The organism is Leeuwenhoekiella blandensis MED217 (assembly GCF_000152985.1).
Classification (GTDB): domain Bacteria; phylum Bacteroidota; class Bacteroidia; order Flavobacteriales; family Flavobacteriaceae; genus Leeuwenhoekiella; species Leeuwenhoekiella blandensis.
Genome location: NZ_CH672395.1, coordinates 3,259,823 through 3,283,165 on the forward strand (window position 1 = coordinate 3,259,823; position 23,343 = coordinate 3,283,165).

Annotated in this window: 6 protein-coding genes; 1 reads left to right on the forward strand and 5 read right to left on the reverse strand. The window is 40.5% G+C overall.

Annotated elements, in window-relative coordinates; genetic code table 11:
- On the reverse strand, nt 1-10,915 hold a 10,915-nt coding region (locus MED217_RS18935), incomplete at its 3' end, for an Ig-like domain-containing protein (RefSeq protein ID WP_230199276.1).
- 264 nt (nt 10,916-11,179) lie between these two features.
- Nucleotides 11,180-11,962 carry a hypothetical protein gene (locus MED217_RS13815; protein WP_040532876.1) on the reverse strand — a complete coding sequence of 261 codons (783 nt, stop codon included), beginning with the start codon at nt 11,960-11,962 and terminating at the stop codon, nt 11,180-11,182.
- Nucleotides 11,963-12,869: 907 nt separating this feature from the next.
- On the opposite strand from MED217_RS13815, the gene MED217_RS13820 reads away from it, so the two are divergent.
- Nucleotides 12,870-14,459 (forward strand): peptide chain release factor 3, encoded by a 1,590-nt coding sequence (locus MED217_RS13820; RefSeq protein ID WP_009781161.1) that lies wholly within the window; start codon nt 12,870-12,872, stop codon nt 14,457-14,459.
- Nucleotides 14,460-14,666: 207 nt separating this feature from the next.
- Here MED217_RS13820 and MED217_RS13825 read toward each other — a convergent pair whose 3' ends face one another.
- The 3 genes from MED217_RS13825 to rpoB all read right to left on the reverse strand — a co-directional run bounded on the left by MED217_RS13825 (nt 14,667) and on the right by rpoB (nt 23,253).
- Nucleotides 14,667-14,981 carry a DUF3467 domain-containing protein gene (locus MED217_RS13825; protein ID WP_009781162.1) on the reverse strand — a complete coding sequence of 105 codons (315 nt, stop codon included), beginning with the start codon at nt 14,979-14,981 and terminating at the stop codon, nt 14,667-14,669.
- Nucleotides 14,982-15,048: 67 nt separating this feature from the next.
- A complete protein-coding gene (gene rpoC / locus MED217_RS13830) occupies nt 15,049-19,350 on the reverse strand; it encodes a DNA-directed RNA polymerase subunit beta' (protein ID WP_009781163.1) in 4,302 nt (1,433 codons plus the stop codon).
- A 90-nt stretch (nt 19,351-19,440) separates the two neighbouring features.
- Nucleotides 19,441-23,253 (reverse strand): DNA-directed RNA polymerase subunit beta, encoded by a 3,813-nt coding sequence (gene rpoB, locus MED217_RS13835; RefSeq protein WP_009781164.1) that lies wholly within the window; start codon nt 23,251-23,253, stop codon nt 19,441-19,443.
- Between the last annotated feature and the right edge of the window lie 90 nt (nt 23,254-23,343).

Here is a 23,343-nt window from a genome sequence, read left to right on the forward strand (position 1 = left end):
GCTGCGTAAGCACAGTGTACACCTCGCTACCTGCTGGCCCATCAGGATTTTCATCATTAGTTCCTACATCTCCGCTCACCGGCTGACCTTCGAACGTATCGTTGATGTCATTGATCGCCAGGATGGTGTTTCCACCATTTTCACTTGGATCTACACTGATGTATACCGTTGCGGTATCCTGTGCTCCGTTGGCATCTTCAATGGTATAGGTAAACTGATCTGCACCGCTGAAGCCTACACTTGGTATATAGCTTACGCTTCCGTCTGCGTCAACACTTACGCTTCCGTTTGCAGGCTGCGTATTGCTGATCACACTGATCGCATCTCCTTCAGGATCGCTATCATTAGTAAGCACGTTTCCGGTGATCTCTTCTCCGATGTAACCGAAGAATGCATCGTCATTCGCTACTGTGGTGTTATCGGTATCTGCGATCACTTCAATAGTTACTGTTCCCGTTGCACATAATGATGGATCTGCATCATCACATACCGTGTACTCAAAACTATCCTCGCCTACAAAGCCAGGCTCTGGAGTATAGGTGAAGGTTCCGTCAGGATTTACAGTAACGCTTCCGTTAGTTGGTTGCGTATTTCCTGTTACAGTAATGGTATCACCATCAGGATCAAAGTCATTTACCAATACATTACCATCAACAGGAGTTCCTGTTTCTGTAATGGCCGTGTCGTCATTCGCTACAGGTGCTGCATTATCAGGAGTACCAATCGGTAATACCTGAATGATCACATCTGCATTATCACAAGCCTGTGGACTACCACCGTCACATACTTCATAGCTGAAGGTATCTTCACCGATGAAGTCATCGTTTGGTGTGTAGGTATAGGTTCCGTCAGGATTGAAGACTAACGTACCGTTGGTTGGCTGCGTAAGTACAGTGTACACCTCGCTACCTGCTGGTCCGTCAGGGTTCTCATCATTGGTTCCTACGTCTCCACTTACCGGCTGACCTTCAAACGTATCGTTGATGTCATTGATCGCTAGAATGGTGTTTCCGCCATTTTCACTTGGATCTACACTGATGTATACCGTTGCGGTATCCTGTGCTCCGTTGGCATCTTCAATAGTATAGGTAAACTGATCTGCACCGCTAAAGCCTACACTTGGTATATAGCTTATGCTTCCGTCTGCATCAACGCTTACGCTTCCGTTTGCAGGCTGCGTATTGCTGATCACACTGATCGCATCACCTTCAGGATCGCTATCATTAGTAAGTACATTACCAGTGATCTCTTCTCCAATGTAACCGAAGAATGCATCGTCATTTGCTACTGTTGTGTTATCGGTATCGGCGATCACTTCAATAGTTACTGTTCCCGTTGCACATAATGATGGGTTTGCATCATCACATACCGTGTACTCAAAACTATCCTCGCCTACAAAGCCAGGCTCTGGAGTATAGGTGAAGGTTCCGTCAGGATTTACAGTAACGCTTCCGTTTGTTGGTTGTGTATTACCGGTTACAGTAATTGTATCTCCATCAGGATCAAAGTCATTTACCAATACATTACCATCAACAGGAGTTCCTGTTTCTGTAATGGCCGTGTCGTCATTCGCTACAGGTGCTGCATTATCAGGAGTACCAATCGGTAATACCTGAATGATCACATCTGCATTATCACAAGCCTGTGGACTACCACCGTCACATACTTCATAGCTGAAGGTATCTTCACCGATGAAGTCATCGTTTGGTGTGTAGGTATAGGTTCCGTCAGGATTGAAGACTAACGTACCGTTGGTTGGCTGCGTAAGTACAGTGTACACCTCGCTGCCTGCTGGTCCGTCAGGGTTCTCATCATTGGTTCCTACATCTCCGCTTACCGGCTGACCTTCAAACGTATCGTTGATATCGTTGATCGCTAGGATGGTGTTACAAGTAATTGTCACCTCTTGTGTAATCTCACAACCATTTGAATCAGTTACCGTTACACTATGCACACCTTCAGTAAGGTCTGTCGCCACAGCAGTAGTCTGTCCACCAGCACTAGCACTCCACAGGTAAGTATAATTTCCACTACCTCCAGAAACTGTGGCTGTAGCCGTTCCATTAGAGCACATAAAGTTAGATGATCCTCCTACAACGTCTGTAAACACAAGTTCTAGTTGTTCTGGCTGAGCAACTTCTATATTAAATTCCTTCTCGATACCTACAGCATCCGTAATCACAAGATTGTAAACTCCAGCAGTTAAGCCTGTCTGATCTTCCTGCCCATCAGCCAAACCACTACCATCTATTGTACTCCAATTAAAGCTGAATGGAGCTGTTCCTCCTGATGTGGTTATATCAATTGCACCATTGGCATCTCCAAAACAAGAAACATCTGTAGTACTTACTAAACCATCTAAACGTGGTCCTGAGTAACAGTACGGATCTGATGGAGGATAATTCACTACAATAGTTTGACTAGGATTGATTGAGAATACCACATTTACATCAGGTCTTACATCTAAAAATCCGTCATCACCTTCAACCCAAACACCATCTTCAAGAATCCATCCAGGCCAATTAGTAGGGTTACCATTAGCATCTACTTCTGCACCTAGCCAAAGCACTCTTCCTGTTAAAGGAAGATCTGTGTATTCTAGAAGACTATTACCAGAATTATCTAAGAATGTTATGGTAAGTGGTCCTGTTGCAGCAAAATTGTTTAGGTCAATATCATAAACCAAATAAGGAACATCTCCATCACATTCGCCGTCGGCAATAGATATTGTGAATGATTTTTCCTCCAGGCTTATGTAAACCGTTGCCGTGTCCTGTGCTCCATTTGCATCTTCAATAGTGTATGTAAACTGATCTGCACCATTATAACCTGCATTTGACACATAAGTGAAACTACCGTTTGTGTTAACCGTTACGCTTCCGTTTGCAGGCTGCGTATTGCTGATCACATTGATCGCATCACCTTCAGGATCGCTGTCGTTAGTAAGTACATTACCGATGATTTCCTCTTCAGTATACCCAAAAAATGCATCATCATTGGCTACTGTTGTGTTATTAGTATCGGAAATAACTTCAATAGTTACTTTTCCGGTTGCACATAACGATGGATCTGCATCATCACATATCGTGTACTCAAAAGTATCTTCGCCTACAAATCCAGACTCCGGAGTATAGATGAAGGTTCCGTCAGGATTTACAGTTACACTTCCGTTAGTTGGTTGTGTATTACCAGTTACGGTAATTGTATCGCCGTCAGGATCAAAATCATTTATTAATACATTACCGTCAACAGGAGTGTTCTCTTCTGTAATGGCTGTATCATCGTTAGCAATAGGAGCTGTATTTTCAGGACTAGCTATAGGTAGCACTTGAATGATTACATCTGCATTATCACAAGCCTGTGGACTACCACCGTCACATACTTCATAGCTGAAGGTATCTTCACCGATGAAACCATCGTTTGGTGTGTAGGTATAGGTTCCATCAGGATTGAAAACTAACGTACCGTTGGTTGGCTGCGTAAGCACTGTGTACACCTCGCTACCTGCTGGTCCATCAGGGTTCTCATCATTAGTTCCTACATCTCCGCTTACCGGTTGACCTTCGAACGTATCGTTGATGTCATTGATCGCTAAGATTTCATTTGAAATTATTGTTCCAGTACCTCTTGTCGTAGCATTAGAGGTTGTTCCTGCTACAACAGTACCTACCACTATAAAAGTCTCATCGTCTTCAAAAGCAGTATCGTTGATCGTTGGGAATGTAATACCCTCGCTAGTAGTTGATCCCGCCGGAATCGTCACCTGTAATGGTGTACCATCCCTGTAATCTGCAGGATTCGTCGCTGTTCCATCAGCAAAAGTGATGTCTACTACTATATCTTCAAAGCTCACCTGATCCGTAGTTACATAGAACACTGCATCATCGCCTTCTTCGACACTCACATCTGCAATACTGATTCTTGGAGCGTCTCCGTCATTGTCGGTGATCGTTCCGGTAGCATCTGCACTTGGGTTTGCTGTCGTGCCGCTGCTTACGCTTCCGGTTACCGTGAAGAATTCATCTTCTTCATAGATCGTATCATCCTCGGTAGGGAACGTGATCGCTCCGCTGGTTTGTGTACCCGCTGCAATGGTAACCTGTAATGGTGTACCATCACCGTAATCTGCAGGGTTTGTTGCTGTTCCATCTGCAAAGGTGATATCTACTACGATATCCTCAAAGCTTACCTTATCAGTGGTTACATAGAACACTGCATCATCGCCTTCTTCGACACTCACATCTGCAATACTGATTCTTGGAGCGTCTCCGTCATTGTCGGTGATCGTTCCGGTAGCATCTGCACTTGGGTTTGCTGTCGTGCCGCTGCTTACGCTTCCGGTTACCGTGAAGAATTCATCTTCTTCATAGATCGTATCATCCTCGGTAGGGAACGTGATCGCTCCGCTGGTTTGTGTACCCGCTGCAATGGTAACCTGTAATGGTGTACCATCACCGTAATCTGCAGGGTTTGTTGCTGTTCCATCTGCAAAGGTGATATCTACTACGATATCCTCAAAGCTTACCTTATCAGTGGTTACATAGAACACTGCATCATCGCCTTCTTCGACACTCACATCTGCAATACTGATTCTTGGAGCGTCTCCGTCATTGTCGGTGATCGTTCCGGTAGCATCTGCACTTGGGTTTGCTGTCGTGCCGCTGCTTACCGTTCCGGTGATCGTGAAGGTTTCGGTTACCTCATAGATCGCATCGTCTACCGTTGGTACCGTGATCGCCTCACTAGTAGTTGATCCAGCAGGGATGGTTACCTGTAGTGGATTGGTATAGGTATAATCCTCAGGACTTGTTGCAGTCACATCGGCAAAAGTGATGTCTACTACTATATCTTCAAAGCTCACCTGATCCGTAGTTACATAGAATACCGCATCATCTCCTTCTGCTACAGTGACATCGGCAATGCTGATCGTTGGTCCGTTACCGTCATTGTCGGTGATCGTTCCGGTTCCGCTAGTCGTTGTGTTTGCTGTCGTACCGCTGCTTACGCTTCCGGTGATCGTGAAGGTTTCGGTTACCTCATAGATCGCATCGTCTACCGTTGGTACCGTGATCGCCTCACTAGTAGTTGATCCAGCAGGGATGGTTACCTGTAGTGGATTGGTATAGGTATAATCCTCAGGACTTGTTGCAGTCACATCGGCAAAAGTGATGTCTACTACTATATCTTCAAAGCTCACCTGATCCGTAGTTACATAGAATACCGCATCATCTCCTTCTGCTACAGTGACATCGGCAATGCTGATCGTTGGTCCGTTACCGTCATTGTCGGTGATCGTTCCGGTTCCGCTAGTCGTTGTGTTTGCTGTCGTACCGCTGCTTACGCTTCCGGTGATCGTGAAGGTTTCGGTTACCTCATAGATCGCATCGTCTACCGTTGGTACCGTGATCGCCTCACTAGTAGTTGATCCAGCAGGGATGGTTACCTGTAGTGGATTGGTATAGGTATAATCCTCAGGACTTGTTGCAGTCACATCGGCAAAAGTGATGTCTACTACTATATCTTCAAAGCTCACCTGATCCGTAGTTACATAGAATACCGCATCATCTCCTTCTGCTACAGTGACATCGGCAATGCTGATCGTTGGTCCGTTACCGTCATTGTCGGTGATCGTTCCGGTTCCGCTAGTCGTTGTGTTTGCTGTCGTACCGCTGCTTACCGTTCCGGTGATCGTGAAGGTTTCGGTTACCTCATAGATCGCATCGTCTACCGTTGGTACCGTGATCGCCTCACTAGTAGTTGATCCAGCAGGGATGGTTACCTGTAGTGGATTGGTATAGGTATAATCCTCAGGACTTGTTGCAGTCACATCGGCAAAAGTGATAGCTACTACTATATCTTCAAAGCTCACCTGATCCGTAGTTACATAGAATACCGCATCATCTCCTTCTGCTACAGTGACATCGGCAATGCTGATCGTTGGTCCGTTACCGTCATTGTCGGTGATCGTTCCGGTTCCGCTAGTCGTTGTGTTTGCTGTCGTACCGCTGCTTACGCTTCCGGTGATCGTGAAGGTTTCGGTTACCTCATAGATCGCATCGTCTACCGTTGGTACCGTGATCGCCTCACTAGTAGTTGATCCCGCAGGAATGGTTACCTGTAGTGGATTGGTATAGGTATAATCCTCAGGACTTGTTGCAGTCACATCTGCAAAAGTGATAGCTACTACTATATCTTCAAAGCTCACCTGATCCGTAGTTACATAGAATACCGCATCATCTCCTTCTGCTACAGTGACATCGGCAATGCTGATCGTTGGTCCGTTACCGTCATTGTCGGTGATTGTTCCGGTTCCGCTAGTCGTTGTGTTTGCTGTGGTTCCTAAAGTAACCTCCCCATTTAAGGTAAAGTTCTCATCAACCTCATAAATAGCATCGTCAATGGTAACGATGGTAATATTTTTACTCGTCTCTCCAGGAGCAAAAGTGATCGCCCCTCCAGTATAACCTGTATAATCTTCAGGGTCTAAAGCAGTACCTTCAACTGTAGCAAGGGCTACCGTGATTGACTCAAAACTTGGCTTATCCAGGCTTACCGCAAAAACTGCATCTACGCCTTCAACTACACTTACATCTGAAATGCTCAATGTTGGAGCATCACCATCATTATCGGTGATCGTTCCGGTTCCACTAGCGGTTGTGTTTACTGTGGTGCCTGAAGTTACCTCTCCATTTAAAGTGAAGTTTTCAGTTACTTCATAGATCGCATCATCAATGGTTGCGATGGTAATATTTTTACTCGTCTCACCAGGTGCAAAAGTGATCGACCCTCCGCTATAACCCGTGTAATCCTCAGGATCTAAAGCGGTTCCTTCAGCTGTAGCAAGGGCTACCGTGATCGACTCAAAACTTGGCTTATCCAGGCTTACCGCAAAAACTGCATCTACGCCTTCAACTACTGTAACATCTGAAATGCTCAATGTTGGAGCATCACCATCATTATCGGTGATCGTTCCGGTTCCACTAGCGGTTGTGTTTACTGTGGTGCCTGAAGTTACCTCTCCATTTAAAGTGAAGTTTTCAGTTACTTCATAAATAGCATCATCAATGGTTGCGATGGTAATATTTTTACTCGTCTCACCAGGTGCAAAAGTGATCGACCCTCCGCTATAACCCGTGTAATCCTCAGGATCTAAAGCGGTTCCTTCAGCTGTAGCAAGGGCTACCGTGATCGACTCAAAACTTGGTTTATCAAGGCTTACCGCAAAAACTGCATCTACGCCTTCAACTACACTTACATCTGAAATGCTCAAGGTTGGTGCATCTCCATCATTATCGGTGATCGTTCCGGTGGTGGCTACATTTAAATTTCTTGTATTATTCGTTTGAACCGCACCAGAAATATTGAACGACTCTGCTACTTCGTAAATTTGATCCTCAAGCGAATTCACTACAAAATCAACAGATAGCTGACCAGCAGGAATAGTAATCAACTGATTTACTGCAGCTGTATAATCAAGTCCTGCAATAGCTGTATCATCTGATGTATTTACATTAATAACAATGTCTTCAGCAGAAACTGTATTTATACTAAATGTAAAAGTAAGTGGATCTCCTTCGGTAACCGTTACAGGGTCAACTGAAAGCGTAGGATCTGCCTCAACAAGAATAGTTACAGTTGCAACGTCACAATCGCGATCTCCAACAGGCGTGTCTCCATCGCATATCTGATATTGGAATGAATCAGTACCAAAGAAATCTGCATTTGGAGTATACTCATAAAAATCATCTGAAACATCGCCAGGTGTATTATTATCGTTAAGAACAACAACACCATTTGCAGGACCAGAAAGTACTGAAACTGAACCAGCACCATCATTTCCGAAGTAATCATTTGATAATATGTCTAATACATTATCCCGAGAGTCTTCAGAAACGGTATAGTTGTCATCTTCAGCAATCGGATTATCATCACTAACAGTAACAGTAACTAGCGCGTCATCACAATCCCCATCCTCATCACATATTTGATATTTAAAGGTGACTGTAACTAAATTTTCAGACGGAGGAATGTACGTTATATAATCATCTGTTGGGTCGTTTGGTGTACCTGCATTATTTACTTCTGCACTACCTAGACTAGGTTGAGATACAGTAGTAATAGCTCCTGTTGACGGACCATCAGGACCAAAATTATCATTAGCAAGAACATCAATATCAATAGGTTGAACCGGACGCAACGGACTTACTTCTGCACTATCGTCATTAGCTTCAGGTCTACCATCATCAACAAAATTATTTTGACAAGACGAGATCAAGTTGATGGTGCGTACAATCACATTATCGGTAGGATCACCTTCAGCATCATCAACACTAACATAACCATCCAAATCGGTTTCTGTAATTGTATAAACAACATCTACTAATGCTGACGGAATCGCAGTAGCATATCGATAATCACCATTTGAATTGGTTGTTAAGGTTGTAGAGCTACCATCACTTCCTTCGATTTTTACACTAACTCCGCTTAAAGGCTGACCTCCTTCATCTGAAACATTACCACAAATTACAGGTGCAGTGACAATATAAGATTGCGGGTTGTTATAATTTGCATTACTAAACGCCAAAGAATAGTAACGATCTATATTTCCGTTTTGCTTTCCTATAATATATTTAAGAGAAGATCTTCCTTCATAATACGTACTAAACGTGTAACGTGGATCGGTAGAAATATCTCCACCTGGTGCAGTACTCTCATTTGCAGCGGTTCCTCTTACTGAGTTAGGTCTGCGCTCAATATTGATGAGTGTATTTCCTGATTGATAATAAGCATCAGAAAGCGTAAGCTCTGCATACTCTCTTGTCTGCACACTATCCCCATCAATATCGAAAGGCGTAGCAAAAAATGAAATCACAACTTCATCGCCATAAGTTCCTCCAGACTCGACAAAAGTGATATCAAATTCAATATTTTGATCTCCGTTGTTGGTACTGTTTAACTGTGGCTGAAAGTTTGAATCTACACCATCTCCAGTCACATCAATATTCGCTAGCGTCGCTCCATTACGCATCGCTTCAATTCGCACTAATGCATCAATAGGCTCAGGACTATCTAAAAATACATTTGAAAATCTATAAACCGCACCTACCTGACCACTTGAGCCAGATACCAATGTTGGATTTTTGAAATTCGTACTGCTGTATAATGGCGCACAATCACATCCACGTTCTCCAGGAGGCACAACAATCACATCAGAAATTGTTATCTCTACGGTTGCTTCGCTCTCGTCACCATCTAGGTCTACAATCTTATACTTAAAAGTATCAACACCATCATAATCTTGGTTTGGCGTATAAACTATAGTATCATCTGCTAAGTTTGAAGGAGTTCCGTTGTCATTTATAACTACTGAGCCATTTGCAGGTTGCTCGGTAATTATCAATGGTTGAGATGCAGACGGGCCATCCCCTCCAAAATCATCATTTGCCAACACATCAATATTCAGGGATGTATTTAGACTTACTTGTCTTTCATCGTCGATTGCTGTTGGCACATAACAAGCAGAAATTGAATTATCTATTACCGCTTGTGCATTTCCTTGAGGCGAACCTGCTATGGTAGGCACCCCAAATTCATCAACACCGTCTGGTGTGTTAGCAAGATTCAAGTCTGCCGTAAGGTGTGTTTTATTAAAAGACCCTGCACCCTCAATAGCATCAGGACAACCGTCATTATCTGAGTCAACATCCTTAGAATCTACGATCCCATCACCATCTGTATCTCTAAATCGCTCTTCAAGCACTCCGAAAATGATTCCGTGCGGATCTTCATTCTGAAATTCAATCTCAAATTTAGAAACATTCTCATCGTCGATATAAAAGAACGTATACCCTTGAAAAGTTCGTGGTTCTGAAGATGAAATTGTATTGCCTAATGTATTTCTTTCGGGCGGTGTATTACCAGCAAAAGTGGAATAAGTATCTGTATCAAAAACATCAACATTACCAATAACTCTTAGCGTAACATTGGCTATGTCAACCCCCATTTCATCTCGCGAAGAAGGACCACCTAAACCTGCGATTCCTACAACATATCTATATTTTGAGGTAGTCGTAGAAAGCTCACTCGCTGACTGGCCATAATCAAACTCTACAGTTCTCGGAATACCATTTATAACATCTAGATATTCTGTAGCAAACTCAACATCACCTCCGTTTATATTGATTATCCCGTTATCAAGAACAGGCTGAAAAATACGCCATTTATTAGGGTTAGGATTTGAGTTATTATAACTTAAAACACTTACTCTAACACCTCCACTAGCTAAAGAAGCCGGTCCAGGAACATTTAACTCAAATAGTCCTGTCCCTGTATTATTTAAATCATTCACTGTTGCTTGACTAGGATTTGCTAATACCGCTACAGAAGAATTTCCTTCGTCAGCATCCAAAATACCATCATTATCATCATCATCATCACAATTATCAGGTATTCCATCACCATCTGTATCAACTCCAGAACAATAGTTATTGAAGAACACCGTAAAATCATCAGTAGCTGAAACTTCGGTATCTAATTCATCAATCCCTCTTACTGTAGCCTCATTATAAACTGAACCTGTTGTTAAATCAGCTGCAATTACCGAGTAAGATGCTGTTGCCGTAGTGGATTCCCCCGGATCTAATGTTCCAGGCACACTTAACGTACCCAGACCAAGCTTACCGTCTTCAATAACAATATCCCTAAGTACTTTTTGACCAGTATTTGTAATCTCAAAAGTATAATCAATAGTCTCACCAACTTGCGTTCTACCATCTCCATTTTCATCTTGAAAAACACCAGTCTTAACTAAAGAAATAGCTGGAAAATTACCAGAAAGATCAGGACAAGGAAGACCTGCAGAAACTTTCTCTGCAGCGCAAGTTCCTGACTCACAATCGTAAACAACTCCAGGCAAAATAGTTAAGCTTCTTGCATTATTTCCAAAAACAGATCTAGCATTAGAAGGCCCAGCAGTTCGTTTGAAATTTAAATTAGGTCCAATGGTTCCACTATTTAAAGTTGAAGCATTAGCCAACTCAAAATAACCAAGTTTAGAATTATCTGTAGGTCCTAAAATATTCCCTGAAGCCTGAAAATTATTATCTAAAACAACGCTACCCTCATTATAGAAACCACCATATAAAGAACCATCAACTCCAGAAAAGTTAACTTGTTCTACCTACACTATACCGTAATTTTCAAATCGCGCGGTACTGCTTCCAAAATCTATAGAACCGTTATTTGAAATAAATGAACCCGTGTTTACTACACGGCCACCACCTAAATTAAAACCTGTAGCAGTCTCTATAACCCCACAGTTTACGTATACACTGGTAGCATTACAGTTAAAACTAGCCCCAACATAAATATCTTTTTGATTGCGAAACTCTGTATCTCCAGAGATATTAATATTTCTTGAAATAGTGAAGGTTCCTGAATTATCGATCGTGTTAGTAGACGATCCACTGGAAAAAGTCAAAACTCCCACTTTAACTTCCCCACTATTTAATATTCTATTTACTCCAGACCCGGCTATATTAAAATCAACTGTCCCACTGCTTCCGGTTTGAAATACACCACCCTCAGCAATAGTCATATCAAGATTGGCGTTGAAATTGACCGCCTGATTGAATTGCAAAGTTCCTTCAACATTAAACGTTACCGCTCCAGAAGCATTAATGTTGTTCTGAATGATTAACGTAACATTAGGACCAACACAAACGGCAGTTCCGTTTTGAAAGTTCACATCGCCTAATATAATTGTCGTTGGCGTTGCACTTTTAAATGCATAGCGCTCTCCAGATTGAAATGTGTAATTTCCTGAGGTCACAGACACCTCATCATACCCATCACATTGAGCATAAAGTGTATCATTAACACCCAACGCTAAAAGGTTCAAAAATAAAAACATCACAAAGCGTTGGACACACTTTGTGTAAGTGGGAGTAGTTTTATATTTCATATATTATTCTATTTGAAGTTGGAATCATTTGTATTCGACTGTAAACAAGAAAAACTCACTTAAATCAAACACATCCCGATCATCTATGCTTTAACGTTAATACAGCTAAACTTCGGGAAGCTAAGCCGCTATTTATATTTTTATTGTTTAAAATGCTCGACTCCAATGTCTGCACCTTTAGTTTGCAAAATAAATTTCTCATCGCACCACTAGCAATTGTAACAACAGTATTAACCACTGCTAAGCTCACTAGATTTATAAAAGCAGATAACGACACAAAATATTTTACATAGTTCCTCGTTATCATTTTAAATACCCGAATAATTATTTGAAAAGAACTCTACCAAATCCCGCAAGCATAGCTTTATAGCTCGCTTTTTTTAGCCAACGTTTGATTGAAAAAATTGGTAAAGTTGTTTTAATAATATTCGATTTAAAGTATACTTTGCGAGTATACGTATTGAACAAAACAAATGTTTCAATTGATGTTCAAGTTTCTTGCTTAAATAGTTCAAGAATGCTTATCGTAAAACCCTTTACCTTAAAGTGGAGAAGAATCAACTTAATACACGCCTGCGTCAATAAGAAATAGCTCTACTGATCAATTTATAAACGTATTTTAAGTTGGGACAACAAATATATTAATCGATTAAGCGCAAAGACAAAAGCTTGATGGTTTTTAGACATAAGCACACATTAATCGATAAAATACACATTAGTAGTTCATACAAGTAAGAAGCATTAAAGATAAAACTTACAAAACATAGTAATTTGTGGCAAAAATGAGATTTCTACACCCCTCATTTTCAACTGTTAATGTTTTGCCAAATTCAAGAAATACTAGTCTGTATTGAATACTTCAAAGTGGCTGACTTAATGTATATTTGCCCTCTTAAATTTGACATCCATGAGCATTAAAAAGGAAATTGCGCGTAGACGTACTTTCGGAATAATCTCGCATCCTGATGCAGGGAAAACCACGCTAACAGAAAAACTTCTTTTATTTGGTGGCGCCATTCAAGAGGCCGGTGCTGTAAAATCAAATAAAATCAAAAAGGGAGCCACGAGTGACTTTATGGAAATCGAACGCCAGCGTGGAATTTCGGTAGCTACCTCTGTACTTGCCTTTGAATATAACGGTACAAAAATCAACATCCTAGATACACCGGGACACAAGGATTTTGCTGAAGACACCTTTAGAACGCTTACTGCAGTTGATAGCGTTATCGTTGTTATTGATGTAGCAAAAGGGGTTGAGGAACAAACCGAAAAATTAGTTCAGGTTTGTAGAATGCGTAAGATCCCGATGATTGTTTTTGTAAATAAACTCGACCGGGAAGGTAAAGATGCTTTTGAACTTCTTGACGAAATAGAACAGAAGCTAGATTTACACGTCACTCCTTTAAGCTTCCCTATAGGAATGGGATATGACTTTAAAGGAATCTATAATATATGGGAAAAGAATGTCAACCTTTTTAGTGGAGACAGCCGTAAGAACATCGAAGAAACTATTGAAATAGAAGACCTAAATTCTGAAGAATTAGACACGTTAATAGGTAATGAATCGGCAGAAACTCTAAGAGAAGAGCTTGAATTGGTCACTGGTGTTTATCCCGATTTTGATCAAGAGGCATATTCTAAAGCAGAGCAACAGCCGGTCTTTTTTGGATCTGCGCTTAACAATTTTGGCGTTCGCGAACTCCTCGACTGTTTTATAAGTATCGCTCCGCCTCCACGCCCTAAAGAAAGCGAAGAACGTGTTGTAAAACCAGAAGAAAAAGATTTTACAGGTTTTGTATTTAAAATACACGCCAATATGGATCCCAAGCATCGAGACCGTTTGGCCTTTGTAAAAATCGTTTCCGGTGTTTTTGAACGCAACACCCCCTATTTACACGTGCGAAATGGCAAGAAACTTAAGTTTTCTAGCCCAAATGCATTTTTTGCTGAGCGAAAAGAAATCGTAGACATATCCTATCCCGGTGATATCGTAGGACTTCATGACACGGGTAATTTCAAAATTGGTGATACCCTTACACAAGGTGAGGAAATTCATTATAAAGGGATTCCTTCGTTTTCACCGGAGCATTTCCGTTATATTAACAATGCAGACCCTTTAAAGTCTAAGCAATTAGCAAAAGGAATCGATCAGTTGATGGATGAAGGTGTTGCGCAGTTGTTTACGCTTGAACTCAACGGCCGAAAAGTTATAGGTACCGTAGGAGCACTTCAGTATGAAGTGATTCAATACCGTTTAGAACATGAATACGGTGCTAAATGTACTTACGAACCTTTAAGCGTGCACAAAGCCTGTTGGGTAGAACCTAAAGATCCTAAGAGTGAAGAGTTCAAAGACTTTTTACGGGTGAAACAACGCTTTATGGCCAAGGACAAAAGAGGACAACTTGTATTTCTTGCCGACTCCCCTTTTACATTACAGGTGACGCAGCAAAAATATCCTAACGTTAAGCTACATTTCGTTTCAGAATTCAAATAAGCGCTTTAAATAGACCATCTTACACCAACGGGAGGATTTATTCAGATAATTTCAAAAAGCGATTTAAACAAGCTTAAAACAGATCGTTTTTTTAGACTTATCACCAAAATTTATTGAAACGAGAAAATTATCAATATTCGTTATAAAAAGAAAAACTCCTGAGATGATCTCAGGAGTTTTTCTTTTTATGCTTGACCTTTATTATTCTTAAGCCTGGCCAGTAGGACCAAAATTTAATGGAATAGGCTGCTTTTCATAGTCCTTAATTTCGCCATGCGCTTTTTCAAAACGCTTTACATTTTCCTGTAACGCTTTGGCAAGTCGCTTTGCGTGTTGGGGAGTTAAGATAATTCTTGACTTCACTTTACTCTTAGGAGTTCCCGGCATAATACTTATAAAATCAACCACAAACTCAGAGACCGAGTGATTGATTATTGCCAGGTTTGAATACTGTCCCTGAGCTGTTGCTTCATCCAATTCAATATTTAACTGCCCGTTTTGATTTTTATCTTCTTCTGCCATAAATCACAAGTTTAGCTATAAAAAAACAGCTTCATTTCTGAAGCTGTTTTTCTGTATTTGAATATTCTTAATTAAAATTTACTTCTTCGCGAGCTGCATTGAGTTCTTCAAGCTCTTGCTTGCTACCTACGATTAGTTTGTCGTAACGACGTAAACCGGTACCAGCAGGAATTCTATGACCTACAATAACATTTTCCTTAAGACCTTCTAAAGTATCTACTTTACCGCTTACAGCAGCTTCGTTAAGTACTTTAGTTGTTTCCTGGAAGGAAGCAGCCGAGATAAATGATTTCGTCTGAAGTGAAGCTCTTGTAATACCCTGTAATACCGGAGTTGCCGTAGCAGCTACAACATCACGTGCCGTTGCAAGATTTTTATCTTCTCTTCTCAAGATAGAATTTTCATCTCTCAATTCGCGAGGCGAAATAATCTGCCCTGCTTTTAAGGTTTCAGAATCACCAGCATCTTCAATAACTTTCATTCCAAAAATAGCATCATTTTCAGTGATGAAGTCATCTTTGTGTACTAGTTGATTCTCTAAGAAAATCGTATCACCCGGATCCTGAATTCTTACCTTACGCATCATTTGACGTACAACTACCTCAAAGTGCTTATCGTTAATTTTCACACCCTGTAAACGATAAACTTCTTGCACTTCGTTTACTAAGTATTGTTGAACCGCTGAAGGCCCTTTAATCGAAAGAATATCTTCTGGAGTTACAGAACCATCAGATAATGGCATACCTGCTCTCACAAAGTCATTCTCCTGAACCAAGATTTGATTAGAAAGTTTAACCAGATATTTCTTGATTTCACCAAGTTTTGACTCAACAATGATCTCACGGTTACCACGTTTAATTTTACCGAAAGAAACAACACCATCAATCTCACTTACAACAGCTGGATTAGAAGGGTTACGTGCTTCAAACAATTCTGTTACACGTGGCAGACCCCCTGTAATATCCCCTGCTTTTGCAGACTTACGAGGAATCTTAACCAAAATCTTACCTATTTTAATTTTCTCATCATCATCTACCATCAAGTGCGCTCCCACAGGTAAGTTATATGAACGAATTACTTCGTCTTTTTTACCCATAATATGTAAGGTAGGAATCATTCGCTTGTTACGAGATTCTGAAATTACTTTCTCTTGGAAACCGGTTTGTTCATCAGTTTCAACTTGATAAGTAACCCCTTGTTCTATATTCTCATATTTGATTTTACCGGCAAATTCTGAAATAATTACACCGTTAAATGGATCCCAAGTACAGATAGTATCTCCCTTAGTAACTTTATCTCCATCTTTCATAAACAGTTGAGAACCGTAAGGAATGTTATTAGTACTTAATAAAATTCCGGTCTTAGCATCAACAATTTTTGCTTCTGAAGTACGTGAAATTACAATTTGTGAAATTGAACCATCTGGCGCTTCTCCTTCAACCGTTTTAAGATCTTCGATCTCAAGACGACCATCAAATTTAGATATAACTTTATTTTCTTCTGAAATGTTACCTGCAATACCACCCACGTGGAAGGTACGTAGCGTAAGCTGTGTACCAGGCTCACCAATAGACTGTGCAGCAACAACACCAACAGCTTCACCCATTTGCACCATTTTATTGGTTGCAAGGTTTCGACCATAACATTTAGCACAAATTCCTTTACTAGCCTCACACGTTAATGGTGAACGAACTTCAACACTTTCGATTGGAGCTTTAGAAATCTCAGCACCTAACTCTTCAGTGATTTCTGCACCAGCCTCAACAATTACCTCACTGTTAAGTGGGTTGATCACATCATTTAATGCAATACGACCAATGATACGTGCCTCAAGCGTTTCAACGATTTCCTCATTCTTCTTCAATGCTGAAACTTCCACACCTCTAAGTGTACCACAATCATCGCTATTCACGATAACATCCTGAGATACATCTACAAGACGACGGGTCAAGTAACCTGCGTCTGCCGTTTTAAGTGCGGTATCTGCAAGACCTTTACGAGCACCGTGCGTTGAGATAAAGTATTCAAGAATTGATAAACCTTCTTTAAAGTTAGAAAGAATCGGGTTTTCAATAATTGCTCCTCCACCATCATTTGATTTTTTAGGCTTGGCCATCAAACCACGCATACCGGTTAACTGACGAATCTGTTCTTTAGATCCACGAGCTCCCGAGTCAAGCATCATAAACACCGAGTTAAATCCTTGTTGATCCTCACGAATACGCTTCATAGACAATTCAGTCAATGATGCGTTTGTAGAAGTCCACACGTCAATAACCTGATTATAACGCTCAGAGTTGGTGATAAGACCCATATTATAGCTAGACATAATTCCGTCTACCTGTGTATTTGCCTCTTCGATCATTTCATATTTCTCTGCAGGAATAATAATATCCCCTAAAGAGAACGATAATCCACCTCTAAATGCAAATGTATATCCAAGCGTCTTGATACTGTCAAGGAACTCAGCGGTACGCGGAACACTTGTCAATTTAAGAATACGTGCAATTACATCTCTTAATGACTTTTTAGTCAATACTTCGTTGATGTAACCACATTCTTCAGGAACGCTTTCGTTAAATAAAACACGACCTACAGTAGTATCAATAATCTGGTAAACGAGTTCACCTTCTTCATTGAAATCTTTGGTACGTATTTTAATGTTAGCGTTAATATTTACACGCTTTTGGTTGTGCGCAATAACAACTTCTTCTGCACTGTAAAAAGTAATCCCTTCTCCTAAAATTGGATGTTCTGGAGTACTCTTACGTCCTTTGGTCATATAGTAAAGACCCAATACCATATCCTGAGAAGGTACCGTAATAGGAGCACCGTTAGCAGGATTAAGGATATTGTTTGAAGCAAGCATCAACATTTGCGCTTCTAAGATAGCTTCAGGACCTAATGGTAAGTGAACCGCCATCTGGTCACCATCAAAGTCGGCGTTAAATGCCGTACATACTAATGGGTGTAATTGAATAGCTTTACCTTCAATAAGTTTTGGCTGAAATGCCTGAATACCAAGACGGTGAAGCGTAGGAGCACGGTTTAGCAATACCGGATGTCCTTTAAGAACATTTTCTAAGATATCCCAAACTACTGGCTCTTTTTTATCTATAATCTTTTTAGCAGACTTTACGGTTTTTACAATTCCTCGCTCGATCAATTTTCTGATCACGAAAGGCTTATAAAGTTCAGCCGCCATATCTTTAGGCAAACCACACTCGTAAAGTTTTAATTCTGGTCCTACAACAATTACCGAACGTGCAGAATAATCAACACGCTTACCAAGTAAGTTTTGACGGAAACGACCTTGTTTACCTTTCAATGAATCTGAAAGTGATTTTAAAGGACGGTTAGAATCGGTTTTAACCGCTGAAGATTTACGTGTATTATCAAATAATGAATCTACCGCTTCCTGAAGCATGCGCTTCTCATTACGTAAGATTACCTCTGGAGCTTTGATTTCCATCAAACGCTTCAAACGGTTGTTACGAATGATCACACGACGGTACAGATCATTTAAATCTGAAGTCGCAAAACGACCACCATCAAGTGGTACAAGCGGACGTAATTCTGGTGGAATTACCGGAACTACTTTCATAATCATCCACTCTGGCAAGTTCTCGCGATTCTTATTTGCATCACGTAAAGACTCTACCACTTGAAGACGTTTTAACGCCTCGTTCTTTCTTTGTTTTGAAGTCTCATTGTTTGCTTTATGACGCAGGTCATAAGACAACTCATTAAGATCGATACGTCTCAATAAGTCTACAAGACACTCCGCACCCATTTTAGCGATAAACTTATTTGGATCGCTATCTTCAAGGTACATATTTTCTTGAGGAATTGACTCAAGAACGTTTAGGTATTCCTCTTCAGTAAGGAAATCCATTTTTTGTAATGGCTCACCTTCTTCATTTTTAGCAATACCCGGCTGAATAACTACATAGCGCTCATAATAGATGATCATATCTAATTTCTTAGACGGAAGACCTAAAAGATACCCTATTTTATTTGGCAAACTTCTGAAGTACCAGATGTGTGCAACCGGCACAACAAGGTTAATGTGACCTACACGATCTCTACGTACTTTTTTCTCAGTAACTTCTACACCACAACGGTCACATACAATTCCCTTATAGCGTATACGCTTATACTTTCCACAAGCACACTCATAATCCTTAACAGGACCAAAGATACGCTCACAGAACAAACCATCACGCTCAGGCTTGTGCGTACGGTAGTTTATAGTTTCTGGTTTTAACACCTCACCGCGCGATTCAGCCAAAATCGCCTCTGGAGATGCAAGACCAATAGAGATTTGATCAAATCTCTTTACTGCATTCTTATCATTATCTCTTGCCATAATACCTTATGTCGAAAATTATTCTTTTTTAACTGCTTGATACTTTATAAAATCAAGTTACGCTTCCGCGGAAGCGTAACCTGTAAGTATCTATTCTTCTAGACGAATGTCTAGTCCAAGTCCTTTAAGTTCGTGCATCAATACGTTGAACGATTCTGGTAAACCAGGCTCCGGCATTGGCTCTCCTTTTACGATACTTTCGTACGTCTTGGCTCTACCAATAACATCATCAGACTTAACGGTTAAGATCTCACGCAGGGTAGCTGAAGCTCCATAAGCCTCAAGTGCCCAAACCTCCATCTCACCAAAACGCTGACCACCAAATTGTGCTTTACCACCTAATGGCTGTTGCGTTATTAATGAGTAAGGCCCAATAGAACGTGCGTGCATCTTATCATCTACCATATGCCCTAGTTTAAGCATATAAATCACACCAACGGTTGCAGGCTGATCAAAACGATCACCAGTACCACCATCGTATAGATACGTGTGACCAAAACGAGGAATACCTGCTTGATCTGTAAGCTCATTGATTTGATCTAAAGTAGCCCCATCAAAGATTGGCGTTGCATACTTACGACCTAATTTCTGACCTGCCCAACCAAGAACAGTTTCATAAATCTGACCAATGTTCATACGAGAAGGTACACCAAGTGGGTTAAGCACGATATCAACAGGAGTACCATCTTCTAAGAATGGCATATCTTCTTGACGTACAATACGCGCAACAATACCTTTGTTACCGTGACGACCCGCCATCTTATCACCTACTTTAAGCTTACGTTTTTTAGCAACATAAACTTTTGCCAGTTTGATGATTCCTGATGGAAGTTCATCTCCTACAGAAATGGTAAACTTCTCACGACGTAAATTACCTTGAAGATCATTTTCTTTAATACGGTAGTTATGCAACAAGTCTGCGATTAAAACATTAGTCGCGTCATCTGTTGTCCAAGTACCTTGATTAAGGTGTGTATAATCTTCAACTGCATTAAGCATTTTAAGTGTGAATTTCTTTCCTTTTGGAAGCACTTCTTCACCTAGATCATTCTTAACTCCCTGAGCAGTTTTTCCGTTAACTAACTGGAAAAGTTTGTCAACTAAAACAGCTTTCAAGTCATCAAATTTCTGATCGTACTCTGCCTCTAATGCAGCAATGTCTTCTTTATCTTTAGCGCGTTTACGCTTATCTTTAATGGCACGGGCAAATAACTTCTTGTCAATAACAACCCCTCTCAATGATGGAGAAGCTTTTAAAGAAGCATCTTTAACATCTCCGGCTTTATCACCAAAGATCGCGCGAAGTAACTTTTCTTCCGGAGTTGGATCTGACTCTCCTTTTGGAGTAATCTTACCAATCAAAATGTCTCCAGGCTTAACTTCTGCACCAATACGAATCATACCGTTTTCATCAAGGTCTTTTGTTGCCTCTTCAGAAACGTTAGGAATATCGTTTGTTAATTCTTCGTTACCTAATTTAGTATCTCTAACATCTAAAGAATACTCATCAACGTGAATAGACGTAAAAATATCATCGCGTACTACTTTTTCTGAAATTACGATCGCATCCTCAAAGTTATACCCTTTCCAAGGCATAAAGGCTACTTTCATATTTCTACCAAGTGCCAGTTCACCAGCCTCAGTTGCATAACCTTGACATAGAACCTGACCTTTCTTAACTCGATCTCCTCTTCTTACGATAGGCTTCAAGTTAATTGAAGTACTTTGGTTTGTCTTACGGAATTTGATCAACTGATAGGTTTTGCTATCTCCATCAAAACTAACCATACGCTCTTCGTCGGTACGGTCGTATTTAATGGTGATTTCATTAGCATCTACATATTCTACCTCACCATCACCTTCAGCGTTAATCAATACACGTGAATCAGAAGCTACCTGACGTTCAAGACCTGTACCTACAATAGGTGAGTCTGCACGTAAAAGTGGTACTGCCTGACGCATCATGTTTGATCCCATCAACGCACGGTTTGCATCATCATGTTCTAAGAACGGAATTAAAGAAGCTGAAATAGAAGCAATCTGGTTTGGAGATACATCGGCATAATGAACCGTATTTGGCTCAACAACCGGGAAGTCACCTTCCATACGCGCAATTACACGTTCTTCTTCAATCTTTCCAGAATCGTCCATAGGGTTGTTTGCTTGCGCAATCAACATACCCTCTTCTTCTTCAGCACTTAAATATTTTGGCTTAGTCTCTAAGTCAATTTTTCCATCGGTTACAGTACGATATGGAGTCTCGATGAAGCCCATATTGTTCACTTTAGCATATACTGCTAAAGAAGAGATCAAACCAATGTTTGGACCTTCAGGAGTTTCAATAGGACAAAGACGACCATAATGTGTGTAGTGTACGTCACGAACCTCAAAACCTGCACGCTCACGAGAAAGACCACCAGGTCCTAATGCTGAAAGACGACGCTTGTGCGTGATCTCTGCAAGAGGATTGGTTTGATCCATAAACTGAGATAACTGGTTTGTTCCAAAGAATGAATTGATTACAGACGAAAGGGTTTTCGCATTAATCAAATCAATTGGAGTAAACACCTCGTTATCACGAACGTTCATACGCTCACGAATAGTACGTGCCATACGAGCAAGACCAACACCAAACTGCGTAGATAATTGCTCCCCTACGGTACGTACACGACGGTTAGAAAGGTGATCAATATCATCAATCTCAGCTTTAGAATTGATAAGCTCAATTAAATATTTTACGATGGTAATGATATCCTGCTTGGTAAGCACTTGCTTATCCATACCGATATCAAGACCTAACTTCTTGTTCATTCGATAACGACCAACTTCACCTAAGTTGTAACGCTGATCACTAAAGAATAATTTATCAATAATACCACGCGCTGTTTCCTCATCTGGTGGCTCAGCATTACGCAATTGACGATAAATATGTTCTACTGCCTCTTTTTCTGAGTTAGTAGGGTCTTTTTGAAGTGTATTATGAATGATCGCATAATCAGCTAATTGATTATCTTCTTTATGAAGAAGAATCGTCTTAGCTCCAGCGTCTAAAATTTCTTCTACATGTTCCTTCTCAAGAACAGTATCACGGTCTAATACAATTTCGTTACGCTCAATAGAAACTACTTCACCAGTATCTTCATCAACGAAATCCTCGTGCCATGTATTCAATACACGTGCAGCAAGTTTGCGACCTAAATATTTCTTCAAACCTGTTTTTGAAACCTTAACCTCTTCTGCAAGGTCAAAAATCTCAAGAATATCTTTATCACGCTCAAAACCAATTGCACGGAAAAGTGTTGTTACAGGTAATTTTTTCTTACGATCGATGTACGCATACATCACGCTATTAATGTCTGTAGCAAATTCTATCCACGATCCTTTAAAAGGAATCACACGTGCAGAATATAGCTTAGTACCGTTAGCGTGAAAAGACTGACCAAAGAAAACACCAGGTGAACGATGCAGCTGCGATACAACAACACGCTCAGCACCATTGATACAAAAAGTACCACTAGGTGTCATATAAGGAATAGTACCAAGATAAACATCTTGAACTATGGTTTCAAAATCTTCATGTTCTTCATCAGTACAGTATAATTTTAAACGGGCTTTTAATGGAACACTATAGGTTAAGCCTCGCTCGATACACTCTTGAATAGAGTATCTAGGTGGATCTACAAAATAATCCAGAAATTCTAGTACAAAATTGTTACGGGTATCCGTAATTGGGAAGTTCTCTAGAAAGGTGTTGTAAAGTCCTTCATTTCCTCTTTCTTCAGATTTGGTCTCTAATTGAAAGAAATCCTGAAAGGATTTAATCTGTATATCCAAAAAGTCTGGATATTCAGGTCTGTTCTTTACCGATGAGAAATTCAGTCTTTCAGCTTGTTTTGCTTGCATCTTCAACGAACGGAATTTAATTAAAATAAATTGAGAGCTTGTTTATACAAACTCACTGACTTCTTAACTTAAGAAATCTAAGGCAATTTT